General features: G+C 70.8%; 23 protein-coding genes and 1 tRNA gene. 13 read left to right on the forward strand and 11 right to left on the reverse strand.

The features are described from left to right. The coding region (locus VGR06_RS10610) for a recombinase family protein (protein ID WP_327558833.1) at positions 1-1,559 on the forward strand (1,559 nt) is incomplete at its 5' end. Between the two features lie 59 nt (positions 1,560-1,618). On the opposite strand, the gene VGR06_RS10615 is transcribed toward VGR06_RS10610, so the two are convergent. From VGR06_RS10615 to VGR06_RS10625, 3 genes are all read right to left on the reverse strand, one after another. Beyond that, positions 1,619-1,695, reverse strand: a tRNA-Ile gene (locus VGR06_RS10615). 88 nt (positions 1,696-1,783) lie between these two features. Next, on the reverse strand, positions 1,784-2,392 hold the full coding sequence (locus VGR06_RS10620; RefSeq protein ID WP_327558834.1) for a DUF4190 domain-containing protein: 609 nt from the start codon (positions 2,390-2,392) through the stop codon (positions 1,784-1,786). A 98-nt stretch (positions 2,393-2,490) separates the two neighbouring features. Then, complete coding sequence (locus VGR06_RS10625; RefSeq protein WP_327558835.1) at positions 2,491-3,003, reverse strand: CGNR zinc finger domain-containing protein; 513 nt, start codon at positions 3,001-3,003, stop codon at positions 2,491-2,493. A 37-nt stretch (positions 3,004-3,040) separates the two neighbouring features. Between VGR06_RS10625 and VGR06_RS10630 the strand changes: the two genes are divergently transcribed. From VGR06_RS10630 to VGR06_RS10660, 7 genes are all read left to right on the forward strand, one after another. Then, positions 3,041-3,733 carry a hypothetical protein gene (locus VGR06_RS10630; protein WP_327558836.1) on the forward strand — a complete coding sequence of 231 codons (693 nt, stop codon included), beginning with the start codon at positions 3,041-3,043 and terminating at the stop codon, positions 3,731-3,733. A 129-nt stretch (positions 3,734-3,862) separates the two neighbouring features. Continuing rightward, positions 3,863-4,087 (forward strand): hypothetical protein, encoded by a 225-nt coding sequence (locus tag VGR06_RS10635; RefSeq protein WP_327558837.1) that lies wholly within the window; start codon positions 3,863-3,865, stop codon positions 4,085-4,087. Positions 4,088-4,124: 37 nt separating this feature from the next. Beyond that, positions 4,125-4,247, forward strand: a complete 123-nt coding sequence (locus VGR06_RS10640; protein WP_327558838.1) for a hypothetical protein — start codon at positions 4,125-4,127, stop codon at positions 4,245-4,247. Positions 4,248-4,315: 68 nt separating this feature from the next. Next, positions 4,316-6,313 carry an acyl-CoA dehydrogenase family protein gene (locus VGR06_RS10645; RefSeq protein WP_327558839.1) on the forward strand — a complete coding sequence of 666 codons (1,998 nt, stop codon included), beginning with the start codon at positions 4,316-4,318 and terminating at the stop codon, positions 6,311-6,313. A gap of 74 nt (positions 6,314-6,387) precedes the next feature. Next, a complete protein-coding gene (locus tag VGR06_RS10650; RefSeq protein WP_327558840.1) occupies positions 6,388-6,654 on the forward strand; it encodes a hypothetical protein in 267 nt (88 codons plus the stop codon). A 9-nt stretch (positions 6,655-6,663) separates the two neighbouring features. Next, positions 6,664-8,268: an acetolactate synthase gene (locus tag VGR06_RS10655; RefSeq protein ID WP_327558841.1), complete on the forward strand. Its 1,605-nt coding sequence runs from the start codon at positions 6,664-6,666 to the stop codon at positions 8,266-8,268. A 90-nt stretch (positions 8,269-8,358) separates the two neighbouring features. Beyond that, complete coding sequence (locus VGR06_RS10660; protein ID WP_327558842.1) at positions 8,359-9,174, forward strand: intradiol ring-cleavage dioxygenase; 816 nt, start codon at positions 8,359-8,361, stop codon at positions 9,172-9,174. 68 nt (positions 9,175-9,242) lie between these two features. Here VGR06_RS10660 and xylB read toward each other — a convergent pair whose 3' ends face one another. The 6 genes from xylB to VGR06_RS10690 all read right to left on the reverse strand — a co-directional run bounded on the left by xylB (position 9,243) and on the right by VGR06_RS10690 (position 13,316). Beyond that, entirely contained in the window at positions 9,243-10,631 is a 1,389-nt protein-coding gene (gene xylB, locus VGR06_RS10665) for a xylulokinase (protein WP_327558843.1), read from the reverse strand. 181 nt (positions 10,632-10,812) lie between these two features. Then, positions 10,813-11,076 carry a SecDF P1 head subdomain-containing protein gene (locus VGR06_RS10670; protein WP_414637221.1) on the reverse strand — a complete coding sequence of 88 codons (264 nt, stop codon included), beginning with the start codon at positions 11,074-11,076 and terminating at the stop codon, positions 10,813-10,815. Then, a complete protein-coding gene (locus VGR06_RS10675) occupies positions 11,022-11,246 on the reverse strand; it encodes a hypothetical protein (RefSeq protein ID WP_327558845.1) in 225 nt (74 codons plus the stop codon). Before VGR06_RS10675 ends, VGR06_RS10670 begins: the two co-directional genes overlap by 55 nt. Before the next feature lie 81 nt (positions 11,247-11,327). Then, positions 11,328-12,236, reverse strand: a complete 909-nt coding sequence (locus VGR06_RS10680) for an isoaspartyl peptidase/L-asparaginase (RefSeq protein ID WP_327558846.1) — start codon at positions 12,234-12,236, stop codon at positions 11,328-11,330. Positions 12,237-12,258: 22 nt separating this feature from the next. Beyond that, a complete protein-coding gene (locus tag VGR06_RS10685) occupies positions 12,259-12,714 on the reverse strand; it encodes a pyridoxamine 5'-phosphate oxidase family protein (RefSeq protein WP_327558847.1) in 456 nt (151 codons plus the stop codon). A 32-nt stretch (positions 12,715-12,746) separates the two neighbouring features. Further along, positions 12,747-13,316, reverse strand: a complete 570-nt coding sequence (locus VGR06_RS10690; protein WP_327558848.1) for a TetR/AcrR family transcriptional regulator — start codon at positions 13,314-13,316, stop codon at positions 12,747-12,749. A 95-nt stretch (positions 13,317-13,411) separates the two neighbouring features. Between VGR06_RS10690 and VGR06_RS10695 the strand changes: the two genes are divergently transcribed. From VGR06_RS10695 to VGR06_RS10705, 3 genes are all read left to right on the forward strand, one after another. Next, on the forward strand, positions 13,412-14,830 hold the full coding sequence (locus VGR06_RS10695) for a DHA2 family efflux MFS transporter permease subunit (protein WP_327558849.1): 1,419 nt from the start codon (positions 13,412-13,414) through the stop codon (positions 14,828-14,830). An 82-nt stretch (positions 14,831-14,912) separates the two neighbouring features. Then, complete coding sequence (locus VGR06_RS10700) at positions 14,913-15,095, forward strand: YegP family protein (protein ID WP_327558850.1); 183 nt, start codon at positions 14,913-14,915, stop codon at positions 15,093-15,095. A 4-nt stretch (positions 15,096-15,099) separates the two neighbouring features. Next, on the forward strand, positions 15,100-15,996 hold the full coding sequence (locus VGR06_RS10705) for a haloalkane dehalogenase (RefSeq protein WP_327558851.1): 897 nt from the start codon (positions 15,100-15,102) through the stop codon (positions 15,994-15,996). Between the two features lie 27 nt (positions 15,997-16,023). Here the strand turns inward: VGR06_RS10705 and VGR06_RS10710 are convergent, their stop codons facing one another. Then, complete coding sequence (locus VGR06_RS10710) at positions 16,024-17,070, reverse strand: oxidoreductase (RefSeq protein ID WP_327558852.1); 1,047 nt, start codon at positions 17,068-17,070, stop codon at positions 16,024-16,026. A 74-nt stretch (positions 17,071-17,144) separates the two neighbouring features. On the opposite strand from VGR06_RS10710, the gene VGR06_RS10715 reads away from it, so the two are divergent. After that, positions 17,145-17,642 (forward strand): PH domain-containing protein, encoded by a 498-nt coding sequence (locus tag VGR06_RS10715; RefSeq protein WP_327558853.1) that lies wholly within the window; start codon positions 17,145-17,147, stop codon positions 17,640-17,642. A 212-nt stretch (positions 17,643-17,854) separates the two neighbouring features. Further along, positions 17,855-19,303, forward strand: a complete 1,449-nt coding sequence (locus VGR06_RS10720) for a PH domain-containing protein (protein ID WP_327558854.1) — start codon at positions 17,855-17,857, stop codon at positions 19,301-19,303. 39 nt (positions 19,304-19,342) lie between these two features. On the opposite strand, the gene VGR06_RS10725 is transcribed toward VGR06_RS10720, so the two are convergent. Next, on the reverse strand, positions 19,343-19,771 hold the full coding sequence (locus tag VGR06_RS10725; RefSeq protein WP_327558855.1) for a GNAT family N-acetyltransferase: 429 nt from the start codon (positions 19,769-19,771) through the stop codon (positions 19,343-19,345). Positions 19,772-19,780 lie beyond the last annotated feature (9 nt).

Consider the following 19,780-nt stretch of genomic DNA (forward strand, 5'->3'; position numbering starts at 1 on the left):
CCGAACTGGGGGCCGTCATCGAGCAGGAATACGTCGATGCGGGCGAGTCGGCCCGATCAGCGCAGCGTGACCAGCTACAACAGATGCTCACGGACATCAAGACGATGAAGCCGGACTACGTCATCGTGCACAAAATCGACCGGCTCGCCCGTAACCGCGAAGATGACATCGCTATCAACTTGCTGCTAAAACGACATGGCGTCACGCTCATCTCCTGCACCGAGAACATCGACGACACGCCGACCGGCAAACTCCTTTATGGCCTCATGGCCGAGATCGCCCAGTTCTACTCCGGCAATCTCGCCCTCGAAGTCATGAAGGGGCTCGTCCGCAAAGCCGAGGAAGGCGGCACACCGTACCGGGCACCCCTGGGCTACCTCAACCGACGCGAAACCAGAAACAGCGTCGAGTACTCCTGGGTCGAACTCGATCCCGAGCGAGCCGAGATCATCCGGTGGTGCCTCGAACAGTACGCCACAGGCGAATGGAGCGCGATCGACCTGACACTGGCAGCCCAAGCCAAAGGCTTAACCAGCCGGCCCACCGCTACTACCCCCGGCGGCCCAATCGGACTCACCACCATTTACCACATGCTCGCCAACCCGTACTACATGGGCGTTGTGAGCTACCGAGGCATCCACTACGAAGGCAAACACCCGGCGCTCGTTGAGCCCGACGTCTGGCTGGCCGTTCAAGACGTCCTCGCCGCCCACAACCACGTCGGCGAGAAAGACCGCACCCACCCCCACTACCTGCGCGGCACCATCTTCTGCTCAAGTTGCGGTGCTCGCCTAGTTTTCTCCCAAAACACCGGCAGAGGCGGCACCTACCAGTACTTCATGTGCCTCAAGAAGAAAACCAAGCAGAACAACTGCCACCGCCCCGCCGTGCGCCTCGAAAGAATCGAGAACAGCATCGCTGGCTTCTACGCAAACTTCCACCTCCCACCCGAGCGCGCCGAGCAGATCCGCGAGGCCGTCCGAGAAGAGTTGGCCAGCCAGCAGGATGAATCCGCCCGCAGCCTGAAACGCGCCCTCAAGCGTAAGCAGCGAGTCCAGGACGAACGTCAGAAGCTCCTTCAAGCCCACTATGCCGGCGCTGTTCCCCAAGACCTTCTCGCCAGCGAGATGAAGCGCCTGACCCGCGAACTGGTCGAGGCCGACGTCGAGATCACGGCCGCCAAAGCCAGCAGCAGCCACGTCGAGGCCACCTTGACCGCCGCACTGACCGCAGCCGGCAACTGCCAAGCCGCCTACCTCACCGCACCCGATCACGTCCGGCGGCAGATCAACCAAGGCTTCTTCGAGAAGCTGTTCATCAGCGAAGACGGCTCGGTAGAGCGCTACGAGCTGACCGAACCGTTCGCTGCCCTCCTCGACAGCGGCAACACGATCATCATGCCGGCGCTGACCAGGCCAGAAGACACCGCCCAGGCGTCCCAGAACGCCCCAGGCGCGCCCATCTCACCAGAGACGATAGAGGACATCACCGACAGAACCCGCCCCGTCCAGCGTGTTCCGGGCGACGTACGGCGACCAGGGCGTTGTAGCGGACAGTGAACATAAGAACATGCACCGTACATTGATTTGTACGGTGCGTGGTTTGAATGAGAGCTACGTGGTGGGGCGGGTGGGACTCGAACCCACGGCCAAGGGATTATGAGTCCCCTGCTCTAACCGGCTGAGCTACCGCCCCGGAGACAGGACAACCCCAGGTGGTGGTCCTGGGGTTGGCTGCCCTGGGGAGTGTACCGAGGTGGTGGGGGTGGGGACAGTGGGCGGGGTCAGAAGCCGGTGCAGCTGGCGGTGGCGAAGGGGCCGGTGGCGGTGGCGGTCTTGGTTTCGTTGCCGTCGATGGTGACTTTGCAGGAGATGGTGCCGCCGGTCGGGGGGGCGGTGACGGTGAGGGTGCCGCCTTTGAGGAGGCCTTTGACCTTGAGTTCCTTGGTCCAGGGGAGGGTCGCGGCGGTTTCCTGGTTTTGGGTGAGGGTGTCGCCCCAGGTGGAGTAGGTGATGGTGGCGCCCGGCGTGTTGCCGGTGACTTCGTAGCGGATGGTGGCTTCGCGGTTGGACTCGTTGCGGATGTCGTTGGCGGCCTTGCCGAAGGCGACGGCCCAGAGGATGCAGATGGCCAGGCCGACCGCCGAGCACACGAGGCCGGCGATGGCGAGGCCGCGGTTGGTGGCCAGGCGGTTGCCGGCTCGGCGCAGGCCGATGAGGGAGAAGATCAGGCCGAGGATGACCAGGGGCCAGGCGACGACGCCGATGATCGGGATCGGCGAGAAGATCAGACCGATGAGGCCGAGGACGAACCCGGCGGTGCCCAGGCCGTTGCGGGGTGGTGGCGCGGTGGGCGGTGGCGGGGTCGTCGGGTACTGCAGCGGTTGGGCCATGGCTGCGCTCTCCTGGGAGTGGCCGATCTTGGGTCCTGCGGAGAGGGTCGCTGGGCCGGCGGCAAGTGTTGCATCGCAATTTGCACGTGGATGCCGGATCAGGGGTTGTGGGTGCGGCGGGCGCGGTGGGCGGCGACGGTGGTGCGGCTGGCGCAGGTGTTGGAGCAGAAGCGGCGGCTGTGGTTGCGGGATTGGTCAACGAAGAAGTGGGGGCAGGGGGTGGCTTGGCAGCGGCCGATTCTGAGTTCTGGGGCGCCGCAGGTGATGTGGGCCAGGGCGGCGGCGCAGCTGCGGCCGAGCCAGGGGATGGGGGTTTCGCCGTTGGGGGCGTGGTGGAGGTGGGGGTGGCCGTCGTGGGTGCTGATGCGGAGGCGCGGGGGGTAGGTGCGGAGGAGGCGGTTGACCGGGGCGGGGTCGGTGGCGTCGGCGACGGCGGCTACGGCGGGGCGGAGTTGGAGGAGCAGGGGCGCGAGCTCGGTGGGGGTGGGGCGGGTGACGGCGTGCTCGGTGAGGAGGGCGGCGTCGACGCCGGTCAGGTGGTCGGCGGTGCCGGTGTTGACCAGCTCGACGGCGAGCCGGGCCAGGTTGCCGATGTAGTCCTCGTAGCGCATTTGACCGCCTACGGTACCGCATGGGAGTGTAGGTGGCATGACGCCTGATGACGCCTACCTTGCCGATCCGGGGCTGGCGAAGGCGCGGCACTTGCAGCGGGCCGGGCAGTGGGGTGCGGCGCTGGAGCTGATCGACGGGAACGCGAGCGAGCTGCGCGCCGAGATCTTGGTGGAGCGGCACGTGTTCCGGCTTGATCCGGTGGATGAGGCCGTCGAGGCGGTCGACGCCATCGCCGGCACCGCGCTTGCCACCTTGTTGAAGGCCCAGCTCGAGTACTGGCGCCAGCTGTTCACGCTCGATGGTGAGCCGATCATGGATGACCCGGTCGCCGGGTTCGCCCGCGCCGCCCAGGATGCCCGGCTCGCGGGCTGGGCCACCTTCCACGGCGCCATCGCCACGGAGAACCTGCACGACGACGGTGTCAACTCCGCCGCGGGCTACCAGAGGGCGGCCCGATTCGCGCGCGACACCGGGGACGTGTTTCTGGAGTCCTATGTGGTCAGGCATCAGGGTGATCAGGCGATCAACCGGGAGGGCGACCGGGAGCGGGGAATCGCCTTGCTCCGGCGGTCGCTTCAGCTGCGGGCGGCGCTCGGGGCCCGGCCGCAGGTGGCGGCGGCGCAGATCGCGCTGGCGGGGGAGTTGCCGGCCGGGCCGGAGGCGGACGAGCTGCGCGAGATCGGCCGAAGGACCGCGCGCGAGCTGGGTATCCCCTGGCTGAGTGAGTGACCTGCCCGTTCGGGTGGGCGATCGGACAGGATGCGCGGCGGACGCTTCACCCGCGCCGGGGCGGACGGCATAGTCCGGTCAGCGACCGCTGTCCGGTGCGGTGGCCCGAGCGACGAAGGGGTTTCGAGCATGATCCCGACCACCGAGGAAGAGGCGTACGAGGCCGGCTGGGCGTGGAACCCGAACACCGGCATGCCCGAGCCGTACACCGAGGAGCAGGCCTACGAGGCGGGTTGGGCCTGGGATCCGGGCGAGGGCAAGCCCGTTCCGCGGGACGAGGACCACGCCTACCAGGTCGGCTGGGGTTGGGACCCCGACGAGGGCAAGGCGGTCAGCCCCGACCAGAAGTGGTGACGCGCAACCACATCGGCCGCCTGCACGTCCGGTAGGCATGGAAGAACGCCGTTTTCCGTACTGGCTGGGGGCGGCCCTGGCGTTGCTGCTGTTCTCCAGCGTGTTCCTGCTGTTCTTCGCGATGGCCGCGGGCGCGTCCGGCGGTGGATGTGGCGGGTGACGTAGCCACAACTGAAGAGTAGTTTCGCCCATAGGCTACCGATGGGTAACACCCGAGGAGGCGGCGAAGTGGGCAATGACGCGCACGTAACGGAGAAGGAAGCCAGGGCGCTCGCCGAGGCGTCCCGGGAGGCCGATTGGGCGAAACCGTCGTTCTGCAAGGAGTTGTTCCTGGGCCGGTTCCGCCTCGACCTGATTCACCCGCATCCCTTGCCGGACAAGGAGTCGACCGAGAAGGCGGACGCTTTCCTCAGCCAGCTCCGGGAGTACTGCGAAACGCTGGACGGCACGGTGATCGAGCGTGAGGACCGGATTCCCGACGAGTACGTCAAGGGCTTCGCCGATCTCGGCTGCTTCGGCATCAAGATCCCGGAGGAGTACGGCGGCCTGGGGCTGACCCAGATCGCCTACAACCGCGCGCTGATGCTGGTCGGCGGCGTGCACCCGAGCATCTCGGTGCTGCTGTCCGCGCACCAGTCGATCGGCGTGCCCGAGCCGCTCAAGCTTGCCGGCACGCCCGAGCAGAAGGCGAAGTTCCTGCCGCGCTGCGCGAAGGGCGCGGTGACCGCGTTCCTGCTGACCGAGCCCGACGTCGGCTCCGACCCGGCGCGGATGGCGTCCACCGCGGTGCCCACCGAGGACGGCGCGGCCTACCTGCTGGACGGCGTGAAGTTGTGGACCACCAACGGTGTCGTCGCCGAGCTGGTGGTGGTGATGGCCCGGGTGCCGAAGTCCGACGGGCACCGCGGCGGGATCTCCGCGTTCATCGTCGAGGTCGACTCGCCCGGCATCACGATCGAGCGGCGCAACTCGTTCATGGGGCTGCGCGGCATCGAGAACGGCGTGACCCGGTTCCACCAGGTGCGGGTGCCCAAGGAGAACCTGGTGGGGCGCGAGGGCGAGGGCCTCAAGATCGCGCTGACCACGCTGAACGCCGGCCGGCTGTCCATTCCGGCCATGTGCACCGCCGCCGGGAAGTGGTCGCTCAAGATCGCCCGGGAGTGGTCGAACGTCCGGGTGCAGTGGGGAAAGCCGGTCGGCAGGCACGGCGCGGTGGCCGGCAAGCTGGCGTTCATGGCGGCCACCACGTACGCGCTGGAGGCCGTGCTGGACCTCTCCGGGCAGATGAGCGACGAGGGCCGCAACGACATCCGCATCGAGGCGGCACTGGCGAAGCTGTGGGCCAGCGAGATGGCGCACATCATCGGCGACGAGCTGGTGCAGATCCGCGGCGGGCGCGGATACGAGACCGCCGAGTCGCTGGCCCGGCGCGGGGAGCGGGCGGTGGCGGCCGAGCAGCTCGTCCGGGACCTGCGGATCAACCGGATCTTCGAGGGCTCCAGCGAGATCATGCGCCTGCTGGTGGCCCGCGAGGCGGTGGACGCGCACCTCAAGGCGGCTGGTGACCTGGCCGACCCGGAGGCGGACGTGAAGCGCAAGGCCCGCGCGGCGGCCAGGGCGAGCGGCTTCTACGCCAAGTGGCTACCGCAGCTCGTCACCGGAAAGGGCCAGCTGCCAACGTCTTTCCGCGAGTTCGGTCCACTCGCGACACACCTGCGCTACGTCGAGCGAAACGCGCGGAAGCTGGCCCGGTCGACGTTCTACGGCATGGCCCGGTGGCAGGCGGGGCTGGAGAAGCGGCAGGGCTTCCTCGGCCGGATCGTCGACATCGGTGCGGAGCTGTTCGCCATGGCCGCGGCCTGCGTGCGCGCGGAGATGCAGCGCGGTCGGGACGCGACCGAGGGCGCCGCGGCGTACGAGCTGGCCGACGTGTTCTGCCAGCAGGCGCGGCTGCGGGTGGAGCGGCTGTTCGACGCCCTGTTCAGCAACACCGACGACGCCGACCACGCGCTCGCGGTATCCACATTGGACGGAAAGTACACCTGGCTGGAGGCCGGCATCATCGACCCGAGCGAGGGCACCGGGCCGTGGATCGCCACCTGGGAACCAGGGCCGTCCACAGAGGACAACCTCGGCCGGCGCTACCTGCCGTCCACCCGGGAAGAGCCCAAGAAGCCCGCCACGCCGAGGAAACGCACGGCGAAGGCCTCCGGGTCCACACCCTAGGGGTGCCCCGGAACTATCCCGTATCTCGGCGTGAACGCCTTGGCACGGCAGGTGATCCCGGGTTCCCTGGTGGCATGGACACCAACACCGCACAGACCTACCGGATCACCACCGACATCCTGCTCGCCGTCACCGACGCCCGGGCGCTGACCGCCGCGGCACTGCGCCGCTACGACGAGACCGCGGACCGGATCGGCGTTCCGGTGCGCAGCCGGGAGGAGATCGAGCAGAACCCGGTCGACGCCCTGCTGTTCCTGCTCGATCCGAGCCACGGGCTGATCGGCGTGCCGGGCGCGGTCGCGGTCAGCACCGGCGGCGTGGTCGCGCTCGCGGGGCTGTAGCTTGCCCGAATGGCACACGGCGGGCAGCTCGCCACGGCGGTGGCGACGGCGCACGGCATCGAGACCATGTTCACGCTGTCCGGCGGGCACGTGTTTCCGCTCTACGACGGGGCGGTCAAGGGTGAGCCGCCGATGCGCATCCTCGACGTGCGGCACGAGCAGACCGCCGTGTTCGCCGCCGAGGCGACCGCCAAGCTGACCCGCACCCCGGGCCTGGCCGTGCTGACCGCCGGCCCGGGCGTCACGAACGGGATGAGCGCCCTCACCACCGCCCATTTCAACGGCTCCCCGCTGCTGGTGCTCGGCGGCCGCGCCGCGAACACCGGATGGGGGCGCGGCGCCCTGCAGGAGCTCGACCATCCGCCGATGCTGGCACCGGTGACCAAACACGCCGGCACGGTCGGCTCGGTCGAAGCGATCCCGGGCGCGGTCGACGCGGCGCTGCGGCTGGCCGCGACCCCGCACCGCGGGCCGGTCTTCCTCGACGTCCCGATCGACGTGCTGTTCAGCCACACCGAGGTCGACCTCCCACGGATCACCCCGCGGGAGCCGGTGATGCCCGACCCGGAGGGGGTCGACCGGGTGGCCCGGGCGCTCGCCGCGGCCAGCCGGCCGGTGCTGGTACTGGGCTCGGACGTGTGGACGAACCGCGCGGAGGACGCGGCGCGCCGGGCGGCCGAGGCGATGGGCCTGCCGGTGATCGCCAACGGGATGGGCCGCGGCGTCCTGCCGGCCGGCCACCCGCTGCTGGTCACCCGGGCGCGCTCGCGGGCGTTCCGCGAGGCCGACCTCGTGATCGTGGTGGGTGCGCCGCTCGATTTCCGGCTCGGCTACGGCAACTTCGCCGCCGTCTGCCAGCTCACCGACGCGCCCGGGCAGTTCGCCGCGCACGTCGAGCTGGCCGCCTCCGCGTCCGGCGACCTCACCCTTGTGCTGGACGGCCTGGCCGCCGCCTGGCGACCGGCGTCCTATGCGGAGTGGGTCGCGGAGCTGCGCCAGACCGCGGACGCCGCGGTCGCCGCCGACGCGGAGGAACTGGGCAGCGACGCGGATCCCGTGCACCCGGCCCGGATCTACGGCGAGCTCATCCGGCGGCTCAGCGACGACACCGTGATCATCGGCGACGGCGGCGACTTCGTCTCGTTCGCCGGCCGGTTCGTCGAGCCGCGCCGCCCCGGCTGCTGGCTGGACCCCGGCCCTTACGGCTGCCTGGGTACCGGCCTCGGTTACGCGATCGGCGCGCGGATCGCCCGGCCGGACGCCCCGGTCGTGCTGCTGCTCGGCGACGGCGCCGCCGGGTTCTCCCTGATGGACGTGGACACCCTGGTCCGCCACCGGCTCCCGGTCGTGATCATCGTGGGCAACAACGGCATCTGGGCCCTGGAGAAGCACCCGATGCGGTTCCTCTACGGCTACGACGTCGCCGCCGACCTCGCCCCGATGACCCGCTACGACGAGGTGGTCCGCGCCCTCGGCGGCGCCGGCGAACTGGTCACCGCGCCCGGCCAGCTCGGGCCCGCGATCGAACGCGCGCTCGACGCCGGGGTGCCCTACCTTGTCAACGTGGTCACCGACCCGGCCGTCGCCTACCCGCGGACCACCATGGGGTTGTAGCTGACAGCAAACGCACAGCCAATGCTCAGCCCTGACCGAGACCCGGCCCCCACGATCGGTTTCGACGCCTCAGGGAAAGGCAAGCCAGCCATGCATGATCACGATCGGGGACTGGAGTTCGACCTGGCCACGCTGCGCAGCCGGCGGCGGGCCCTCGCTCTGTTCGGCGGCGCCGGGCTCGCCGTCCTGGCCGGCTGCGCCAGCAACTCCGGGACCACCGCGACCGGTGGAACCTCAAGCGGCGCAACGACTTCAACTTTGACCTCCGCAGCGGCGGGTGCGGCGGTCGACGAGATCCCGCAGGAGACCGGCGGTCCGTACCCCGGCGACGGTTCGAACGGTCCGAACGTGTTGACGGAGACCGGAATCGTGCGCAGCGACATCCGGTCCAGCTTCGGCTCGGCGTCCGGCGTCGCCGCCGGGATCCCGTTGACGATCAACCTGACCGTGCTCGAGGCGGACACCGACACCGCGCTCGCCGGCGCCGCGGTGTACCTGTGGCACTGCGACCGGGCCGGCAACTACTCGCTGTACTCCCAGGCGGTGACCAACGAGAACTACCTGCGCGGGGTGCAGGCCGCCGACGCCTCCGGTGCGATCAAGTTCACCAGCATCTTCCCGGCCGCCTACTCGGGACGCTGGCCGCACATCCATTTCGAGGTCTACCCGAGCCTCGCGGAGGCCACCAAGGCTGGGACCAAGCTGAAGACCTCGCAACTGGCGCTGCCCGAGGACGTCTGCCGAACCGTCTACGCGACCAGCGGATACGAGGCCAGCGTGCGCAACCTGGCGCAGACGTCGCTGCAGCGCGACATGGTGTTCAGCGACGGCTACGACCGCCAGATGGCCACCGTCGCCGGGGATGTGTCGTCCGGGCTCACTGCCGCGCTCACGTTCGGGGTCTAGAGGGCGATGAAGGGGGCCTTCCTCACGCTGACGGTGAGAAAGGCCCCCTTCATCGCACCCCGCGCCGTTTAGCCATGCACCGCCTCGCGGGCGCGGTTGTAGGCGTCGAGCACCTCCGGGTTGTCCGCCGGCTCGAGTGTCCTGATTGGACGGTGCCAGGCGGGCGGCTCGGGGTCGCCGGAGAGCACCCAGGCGGCCTGGCGGGCGGCGCCGAGCGCGACGTACTCGCCCGGTTCGGGCAGCTCGACCGGGACGCCGAACAGGCCCGCGGCGACGGTCTGCACCGCGGCGGACCGGGCAGCGCCGCCGATCAGCAGCACCCGCTTCACCTCGACGCCGGTGGTGCGCAGCGCGGCCAGGCCGTCGGCGAGACCGCAGAGCATGCCCTCGACCGCGGCCCGGGCCACGTTCTCCGGCGTCATGTTGCCGCCGCGCAGGCCGGTCAGCGTGCCGGTGGCGTCCGGCAGGTTCGGGGTCCGCTCGCCTTCCAGGTAGGGCAGCATGACCAGCCCACCCGCGCCCGGCTTTGCTTGCAGGGCAAGGGAGTCGACGCCGGCGAGGTCGGTGCCGAGCAGGGTCGCGGCAGCGGTGAGCACCCGGGCGGCGTTGAGCGTGCAGACCAGCGGCAGGTACCGTCCGGTGGCGTCGCAGAACCCGGCCACCAGGCCGGACGGGTCGGCCGGGGGGTCCGTCACACTGGCGAACACCGTGCCGGAGGTGCCGAGCGAGACCACCACGTCGCCGGGCGCGAGGTCGAGGGCGAGCGCCGCGGCCATGTTGTCCCCGGTGCCCGGCCCGATGATCGCGCCGTCCGGCGTGCGGCCCGCGGCTTCGGCCGGCCCCAGCACGTGGGGGAGCTCCGGCCGGCGCCCGCCGAACGCCGCCTCGAACACCTCGGGCAGCCACTCGCCGGTCCGCGGCGAGTAGTACCCGGTGCCGGAGGCGTCCCCGCGGTCGGTCGTGAACCGTTCCGGCGCCTCGGTCAGCTTCCACGTCAACCAGTCGTGCGGCAGGGCCACTGCGGCGACCCTGTCGGCGTTCCCCGGTTCGTGCTCGGCGAGCCAGGCCAGCTTGGTCACGGTGAAGCTGGCTACCGGAACAGAACCGGTAATTTCGGCCCACCACGCCGCGCCCTTGTCTTCGACGAGCCGAGTCGCCTGCCCAGCCGAGCGGGTGTCGTTCCACAGCAGGGCCGGCCGCACCACCTCGCGGCCGGAGTCCAGCGCGACCATCCCGTGCTGCTGCCCGCCCACCGCGACCGCCGCCACCGGCTCGGCGAGGCCGCTCGTAGCCTGGGCAATCGCCACCCGGCAGGCCTCCCACCACGCCGCGGGAGCCACCTCGGTCCCGTCCGGATGGCCGGCCCGCCCCTCCGCGACGACCGTCCCGGTCTCCGCATCGATCACCAGAGCCTTGGTCGACTGAGTCGACGAGTCGATCCCGAGCACGAGCGTCATACCCGGCATGATTCCGGAAATCCCACCCCCCGGCGAGTACGACTCAGCCGAAGTTGCTGTGACTCTGCGTAGAACCTCGATGGTGGACCGAGTGTGGCGAATGCGTCCCTTGTCACGCCCAGGGTGACCAAGGACGCTTTCGTCGCATCAGGAAACCGCCGCTCGAGATCGTCTGCCCAGCTCAAACCTGATGTGCAAGCAGTTGATCATTCGTAACTTCGGACCAAGTTGCCCGACGGTACGACTCAGTTGCTGGAGCGTCCGACTCGGTTGCTGGAGCGTCGAACTCGCGGGTCAGCGGGGCGTTGATCACGATGGCCACCTGCTGGCCGACGTTCTGCGTGGTGAAGTCGGCCCATGCCCTGGCGCCGTCGTCGCGGAAGGAGATGTTCACGACCCAGCCTCCGCCGCCGGTGCCGTCGACCTCCGCGTGGGCGCTAGCCACGTCGTCGCCGGTGAGGAATGCCTTGTCCAGCAGGTATTTCGCCGGTCGCAGGCGACCAGCGGGAGCGCCGGGTCGTCGTGCAGGCGCAGCGGATCCGGGGCGGCGCAGTCCATCGCCTCGATCGCCGACCGGACCGCGGCCTGGTCTGCGGGATCGAGCTTCTGCCGCACGGTCTTCGCCTTGTCGATCTCGGCGTTGCTCGGGCTCGCCGGCGGTCCGCGGCCACGTCGAGGTCACCGGCGAATCATCCCTTAACGCGTAGGTGTCTCGTCGTCGTAGAGCCGGGTGACGATGGTGCCGTCGCGGGTGAGGTAGCCGTTGATCAGGCCGGGGGTGCTGTGCGGCGTGGCCAGGATGCTGTGCGGATCCAGGGCGATCGCGCCGCCGGTGGCGCCGAGCGCGGGGATCTTCTCGGTGATCACGCGGGCCGCCGCGTCCTGGACGGCGGCGCCGGTGTACTCCATGAGCGCGGAGACGTCGTAGGCGGCCACGCCGCGGATGAACCCCTCGCCGGTGCCGGTGCAGGAGATCGCCAGGGTGCGGTTGTCGGCGTAAGTGCCGGCTCCGATGACGGGGGAGTCGCCGACCCGCCCGACCAGCATGTTGGTCATCCCGCCGGTCGAGGTCGCCGCGGCCACGTCGCCGTTGCGGTCGACCGCCACCGCCCCGACGGTCTCCCCGATCGCCACCGCCGCGGCCGGTTGCCCGTCCTTCGCCGCGATCAGCGCGTCCCAGCGGCGCCGGGTGAAGAAGTGATCCTGGGTGGTGTACGGCACGCCGTTGCGCAACGCGAAGATGTCGGCGCCCGAGCCGGCCATCATGACGTGCCCGGAGCGCTCCATCACCAGGCGCGCCAACGAGATCGGGTTCCGCGTATTGCGCACCCCGGCCACCGCGCCGCACCGCAGGTCGCGCCCATCCATGATCGACGCGTCCAGCTCGTGGCCGCCGTCGGCATCGAACACCGCGCCCCGACCCGCGTTGAAGTGCGGATCATCCTCAAGCACCCGCACCGCCGCCTCCACCGCGTCCAGGCTCGCCCGCCCCGCGTCGATCAGCGCGACCCCGGCCCGGAGCGCCCGCTCCAACCCGTCCCGAAACCCCCGCTCCTCCTCCGCCGAAATGCTCCCGCGCGGCAACGTCCCCGCACCCCCGTGCACGGCAATCACTACATCGCGCATCTCAGTCGCGGGTTCGCCGTTCGAGGCCGCGGCCGGGGTGCCAGCTTTCGATGACGAGGCGTTCGGCTGCCTCGTCGAGGTGGGTGATGACGGCTTCGGTGATGTCGATGCGGAAGCGGTGGGAGGGGTCCTCGCGGTCGGGGTTGCTCACCTCGTGGGCGCGGCCGGCGATCTTGGCTTCACCGGGCCACGAACTGGGATTCCCCTCGGGTGGCTCGACCGTGGGTGAGTGCAGGGCCAGGCGGGAATCGCGGCGTAAGTCGAGGGCCTTGACCGCGCCGGGCATGCTGCCGAGGAACAGCCCGCCGTCGCCGAACTCGACCTCGGTGCCGCTGATCCGGGGCGAGCCGTCGCTGCGCAGCGTCGCCATGGTGCAGTGCTTGGCGACGGTGAACCGGGCCCGTACCCGCTCGGCGAACTCGGGCTCGGCGGCGACCAGATCCTGCCACGATGTCATGCCGGTGAGCCTCGCACAGACCACCGACAAACTCACTCGGGCGGCTCACACGTCTCGTCGTCGAAGGAGTCGGTCAGCTCGGTCATCCAGGTGTCGTGCGGAACCGGGTCCGGGCCGATGATCTGCATGGTGGCGAGCACGGTGAGCAGCATGCCGACGCCCAGACAGTCCCGGATCTCCTCGGGCGAGGCCTCGGAATGGTCCCTGATCACCTGGTAGATCCGACCGAAACCCTTGCGCACCACCGGTCCGATGTCCCGCTCGGAGCTGGCCGCGAACCCGTGCAGGAGGACGGCCATCAGGTCGCGCTCGGCGAGCAGGTCCTGGTACGCCTCGCCGACACTGTGCAGGTCCGGGTCGGCCAGCAGCGCTTCCCGGAAGGACTGCTCGATCCGGCCGCAGGCGTGCTCGACGGCGGCGATGAACAGCCGCTGCTTGGAGCCGAACAGCCGGATCACGTAGGGCTGGGAGACCCCGGCCAGTCGCGCCACGTCGTCGGTCGTGGTGCCCGCGTAGCCGGCGTTGGCGAACGCGGTGACGGCCGCGCCGACCAGTTGCTCGCTGCGCTCGGCCGCGGTCAGCCGGGTCCGGGTGGTGGCCATGTGCGCTCCTCACGATCGGTCGCTTGACATGTTATCAGTCGATAGCTACTTTGTCGCTGGATTAGTTATCAGTGGATTACAACTAGGAGCGCACGATGAGCACGGCCGTTCTGGAACGCGAATCCCCGACCCCCGAAGAGCCTCTCCGCCGCGCGGCCCCGCTGTGGGCCGTGCTCGCCGCCGTCGGGATACCGATGTTCATGGTCACGCTGGACAACCTGGTGGTCACCACCGCGCTGCCGGTGATCAAGTCGGAGCTGCACGCGTCGCTGGCCGACCTGCAGTGGTTCGTCAACGCCTACACGCTCGCCTTCGCCGCGCTGCTGCTCACCGCCTCGGCGATCGGCGACCGGCTCGGGCGGCGCCGGGTGTTCCTGGCCGGCATCTCGGTGTTCACGCTGGCCTCCGCGGCCGCGGCGGTGGCCACCGAGCCGTGGATGCTCACCGCGGCCAGGGCGGTGCAGGGCTCGGCGGCCGCCGCCGTCATGCCGCTGTCGCTGACGTTGCTGGCCGCCGCGGTTCCGGAGCGGTTGCGCAACGCCGCGGTCGGCATCTGGGGCGGCATCAGCGGGCTCGGTGTCGCGGTCGGACCGGTGGTCGGCGGGGCGGTGACCGATGGGCTCACCTGGAACTGGATCTTCTGGCTGAACGTCCCGGTCGGGATCATCGCGGTGCCGCTGGCCGCCATGGTGCTGCGCGAGTCCCGAGGCGCGGTGTCCAAACTCGACCCGATCGGGCTGGTGCTGTCCTCGGCCGGGGTGCTGGCCCTGGTGTGGGGCGTCATCAACGGCGCGGACGACGGCTGGACGTCGACCGGCGTGCTGACCGCGCTGATCGGTGGCGCAACCCTGCTCGCCGGTTTCCTTGCCTGGGAGCGCCGGGCGGCCGCGCCGATGCTCCCGCTGCGGCTGTTCCGCTCGCGCGCCTTCAGCGTGGTCAATGCGATCTCGTTCACGTTCGCCGTCGGCGCGTTCGGCGCGGTGTTCCTACTGGCCCAGTTCTTCCAGGTGGTGCAGGGGCTGAGCCCGCTGGAGTCGGGCCTGCGCACGCTGCCGTGGACGCTCGCGCCGATGTTCGTCGCGCCGGTGGCCGGGCTCCTGGTCGACCGGATCGGCGCCCGCACGCTGATCGTCGCCGGCCAGACGCTGCTCGCCGCCGGTCTGTTGTGGATCGCCCTGGCCAGCTCCGTCGACGTCGGCTACGGCGCGCTCGTCGCCCCGTTCGTGCTGGCCGGTGTCGGCATGGGCCTGACGTTCGCGCCGATGACCACGACCGTGCTCGGCAGCGTCCGTCCGGACGCGCACGGCGTCGCGTCCGGAACGAACAACACCGTCCGCGAGGTCGGCGTGGCCATGGGTGTCGCGGTGCTGGCGTCGGTGTTCGCCTCCTACGGCGACTACGGCAGCCGGGCGTCCTTCGTGGACGGTCTGGTGCCGGCGGTGGTGGTCGGCGCGGTCGTGGTGGCGGCCGGCGCGCTGCTGGCGCTGCGGCTGCCGCGGCGGGTGACTGCCTGATCCGGCTGCGGGACCGCACGGCCCAGTGGCAGGATGGCCGCCGTCCCCAACACCGGTTGATCGTCGAACGAAGGAGTGCGCCATGGCCGGCAAGTTCGAGCTGTACAACGACGCGCAGGGTAAGTTCCGGTTCCGCCTCAAGGCCGGCAACGGCGAGATCATCGCGGTCGGCGAGGCGTACGAGTCCAAGGCCAGCGCCATCAACGGGATCGAGTCGATCAAGAAGAACGCTCCTGAGGCCGCGGTCGTCGACCAGACCGCCTGATCTCATGGAGACGCTGCGCACTCCGGCGGACCGCTTCGGCGGTCTGCCGGAGTTCGCGTTTCCACCGCACTACGCCGAGCTCGGCGGCGGGCTCCGGGTCGCCTGGGTGGAGGACGGGCCGGCCGGCGGCGAGGTCGTGCTCTGCCTGCACGGCGAGCCGAGCTGGTCGTTCCTGTACCGCAAGATGATCCCGGTGCTGACCGCGGCCGGGTTGCGCGTGGTCTGCCCGGACCTGGTCGGCTTCGGCCGCTCGGACAAGCCGGTGAGCCAGGCCGACCACACCTACGCCCGGCACGTCGAGTGGATGCGCGCGCTCGCCTTCGACGTCCTCGACCTCCGGTCGGTGACCCTGGTCGGCCAGGACTGGGGCGGCCTGATCGGGCTGCGCCTGGCCGCCGAGCACCCCGACCGGTTCGCCCGGCTGGTCTGTGCCAACACCGGCCTGCCCACCGGCGACCATCCCATGCCCGAAATCTGGCACCAGTTCCGCGCCGCGATCCAGAGCGCGCCGCGGCTCGACATCGGCCGCTTCGTCCAGGCCGGCTGCCGCACCCCGCTGCCGCCGGAGGTGCTCGCCGGCTACGACGCCCCGTTCCCCGACGACTCCTACCTGGCCGCGGCCCGCGCCATGCCCGGCCTGGTGCCCACCTCGCCGGACGACCCGGCGAGCGAGGCGAACCGCGCCGCCTGGGCCGCCCTCGGCACGCTCCCGATCCCGATGCTCGTGGCGTTCAGCGACGGCGACCCGATCACCGGCCCGATGGGCGCGATCCTGCAACGCCACGCGGCTGGTGCGGCCGGGCGCACGCACCCCGTCATCGAGGGCGCGGGCCACTTTCTGCAGGAGGACGCCGGCGAGGCGCTCGCCGCGCACATCGTCGAGTTCGTCCGCGCCACATAGGGAAGCAACGTCACGGTGCTTCCCTCCCTAGCCGAGCGTGGCCACCCGGCCCTGTGCGCCGGACGCCCAGCACGCGCCGTCGGGCGTGCAGTCCACCGAGTCGAAGGTGCCCGCGTCGAACTGGCGCCAGTGGTGGCCGCCGTCGAAGCTGGCGTCGCTGCCGGTGGGGCCGACGGCGAGCAGTGCGTCGTGCTTCCACCAGGTGACGCCGGAGCGGTAGCCGGCGGGCGCGGTGGCCGGTTCGGTCCAGGTGCGGCCGGCGTCGCGGGTCAGGCCCAGCGCGTCGACTCCGTTGGTGGGGTTGAGGAAGTCGCCGCCGACCGCGACCCCGGTGTGCGGGTCGCGGAACGCGGTGGCGAAGACGCCGGCGCTGCCGCTGCTCGCCAGGGGCGTGACGCTGGCCGTCCAGGTGCGGCCGCGGTCGCGGGAGTGCAGCACCCGGGCCTGCGCGCCGCCGCCGGTGGCGACCCAGGCGTCCCGGCCGCCGGCCACCGAGAGGCACTGGCCGCTGGCGGCGAAGGCGAACTCGCCGTCCAGGGCGGGCGGCATTCCGGTACTGGGCAGGACGTTCCACGAAGCACCGCCGTCCGAAGTGGACAGTACGCGGAACTTGCCGTCCACCGGGTCGGAGAGCGCCAGCCCGTGCCGGCGGTCGAAGAACGCGACGCAGTCGTAGAACGCGTTCGGGTCGGTGTTGCGGAACGTTTCGGTCCAGTGCGCGCCGCCGTCGGTGGTGCGGTAGACCCGGGAGTCCTCACCGGTGCCGATGCTCAGGATGACGGCGGTGCTCGCGTCGAACGCCTGGATGTCGCGGAACTGCAGGGTCGCGACGTCCGGCGGGGAGACGTTGCGCCAGGACTTCCCGCCGTCGGTGGTGCGCAGCACGGTGCCCTGGCTGCCGCTGACCCAGGCCACCCGCCGGCTGACCGCGGACAGCCCGCGGAACTGGGCGGTGACCCCGGTCGGGGAGAGCGTCCAGGCCAGCCCGTGACCCTCCGGTGCGGCGCTCGCGGCGGCGGGCAGCAGGGCGAGAGCGAGCGGTACGAGAACGGCGGTGGTCAGCGCACGCTTCATGGCTGCGAAACCTAGCCGAGTCCACCACACATCGATAGCCCACGCGTGGCAGGCGGACGTGGTAGCAAGGCCGTATGCCAACCTCCACGGTGACCCTGCGGCCGCCCCGCAACTGCGTCGAGCGCCGGGCCATCTGGTGGTGGACCACGCAGGAGCTGCTCGAGGCGGTCATCCCCGCGCTGGTCCTCGGCGTGCTCGCGATGATCATCGGCCCGGCCCGGTTCTGGCTGCTGCTGGCCATGATCGTCGTCCTCGCCGCCGGCATCCCGTACGCGATCGTGGTGCCGCTGTGGCGCTACCGGGTGCACCGCTGGGAGGCCACCGACGACGCGGTCTACGTCAAGACCGGGTGGCTCTGGCAGGAGTGGCGCATCGCCCCGATGTCCCGGATCCAGACCGTCGACACCGAACGCGGCCCACTCGAGCAGCTGTTCAAGCTTTCCAGCGTCACCGTCACGACCGCCTCCGCCGCCGGCCCCATCAAGATCGCCGGCCTGGACCACGAGCTCGCCGCCGACCTGGTCCGCCAGCTCACCGCCACCACCCAAGCCACCCGCGGAGACGCCACATGAGCAACGAACCGAGCGGGCCGGCGGTGTCTGGACTGACGAGCAGCGCAGGGAGCGAGGAGGAGGGGGTGGGCCCCGTCAGGGGGTCGGTATCAACACCGGCGACCGAGCAGCGCAGGAAGGAAGACACCGCGTCAAGGCCCGCTCCCGCGAGCGGAGCGAGCCAATCAAACACAGCGAGCCGATGGACACAGCTCGACCGGCGGAGCCCCGCGGTGACCGCGTTGCTCGCGGCCGGGGTCGGGTTGGGCAGCGCGGTGCCGGTGTCCGCGGGGATCCGGGGTGACGGGCGGCCGCTGTGGCTGGTGATCACCTTGGTGGCGGCGGGAATCCTGGCGCTGGTCGGGCTGGCCGCGCTGGGGGACCGGCTGCGCTGGAGTCATACCCGGTACCGGATCACCGAGGAGCGGGTGGAGCTGCGCTTCTCCTGGATCGTGCACCGGCTCCGGTCCGTGCCGCGGGACCGGATCCGTACCGTCGACCTCACCGCCAACCCGCTGCGCCGGCTGTTCGGGGTGGTCAAGGTGCAGATCGGCACCGGGCAGCAGGCCGGCGACAACACCCAGCTCGTGCTGAATCCACTCGACGTGCGCCTCGCCGAGCGGCTGCGCGCCGAGCTGCTCGCCCGGCCCGCCCCTACTGAGCAGCCGGAGAAGCCCGGCGCGATCGCCGCGTTGAACTGGTCGTGGATCAGGTACGCGCCGGTCTCGGTGACCACCCCGATCCTCGGCGCCGCCGCGTTCGGCGGGTTGCTGCAGCTGTCCGACTGGTTCGGGCTCAGGCGAACCGTGCTCGGCGAGGCCGGCGCGCTGCTGCGCGATCTGCCGGTGCCCGTGATGATCGCGTTGCTGGTGCTCACCGGGGTGATCATCGGGGTGCTCGGCTCGCTCGCGCTGTTCGTCGAGCTGTGGTGGGGCTACCGGCTGACCCGCGCGGACGGCGTGCTCCGGGTCCGCCGCGGTCTGCTCACCACGCGCTCGGTCTCCCTTGACGAAAGCCGGCTGCGCGGCGTCGAGGTGGTCGAGCCGGTCGGCGCCCGGCTGCTCGGCGCGGCCAAGGTGGACGCGGTCGCGACCGGGTTGCGCGGCAAGGAGAACGACGAACGCGGCGACCCCAGGACGCTGCTCCCACCGGCACCCCGCGCGGTCGCCCATCGCGTGGCGGCGGAGATCCTCGGCGAGCCCACGCCGCCGACCGAGACGGCCCGCCTCCGGCCGCACCCCCGTGCCGCGCGACGCCGCCGGCTGATCCGGGCGCTCGGCGGCACGCTGCTCGCCTCGACCGCGCTGGCCCTGCTCGGCCTGCTGCTCGGCGCCGTGTTCCTGCACCTGGCCTGGATCGCCCTGGTCATCGGCCTGCCGGTGACGATCGCGCTCGCCTTGGACGCCTACCGCAACCTCGGCCACGGCATCACCGGCGGTTTCCTCGTGACCAGGTACGGCGCCGGCAGCCGGCACACCGTCGCCCTGCAGCGCGCCGGTGTGATCGGCTGGACCGTCACCAGCTCCCCGTTCCAGCGCCGTGCCGGGTTGATCACGCTGACCGCCACCACCGCCGCGAACCGCGGCGCCTACCTGATCCGCGACGTGGCCGAGGGCGACGGCCTCGCCTTCGCCGACGAAGCCGTCCCCGGCCTGCTCACCCCGTTCCTGGAAGGGCGGTGAATGCGTCCTTTCTCACGCTCCGTACGAGGAAGGACGCATTCACCGCACCACCGACCGCCCACCAGGCCGCTCCAGGTAGGTCCCATCCGGGCGGCTGAACCCGAACCGCTCGTACAGGCCGTGCGCGTCCGCGGTGTGCAGCATCCACCGGAACCCCGCGCCCGGCCCGTTGTCGATCATCTCGCGGACCAGCGCCGTGCCCAGGCCGCGGCCGCGCACCTCGTCCAGCACGAACAGGTCGGCCAGATAAGCCAGCGCCACCCCGTCCGACACCGCCCGGGCGAACCCGACCATCCGGCCGGTGTCCCGCTGGAACACCCCGACCACCCGCCACGCCGAGGACAGCTGACGCTCCACATCGTCCCGGGACCGCCACCGCCCCCAGTAGGCCTGTGTGGACAGGAACGCCCACACCGTGACCACATCGATCCGGCCCGGATCGTCGTCGAACTCGAACTCCGTTGTCACGCAACCGAA

Source organism: Actinophytocola sp. (assembly GCF_036002505.1).
In the GTDB taxonomy this organism is placed as follows: Bacteria; Actinomycetota; Actinomycetes; order Mycobacteriales; family Pseudonocardiaceae; genus DASYTH01.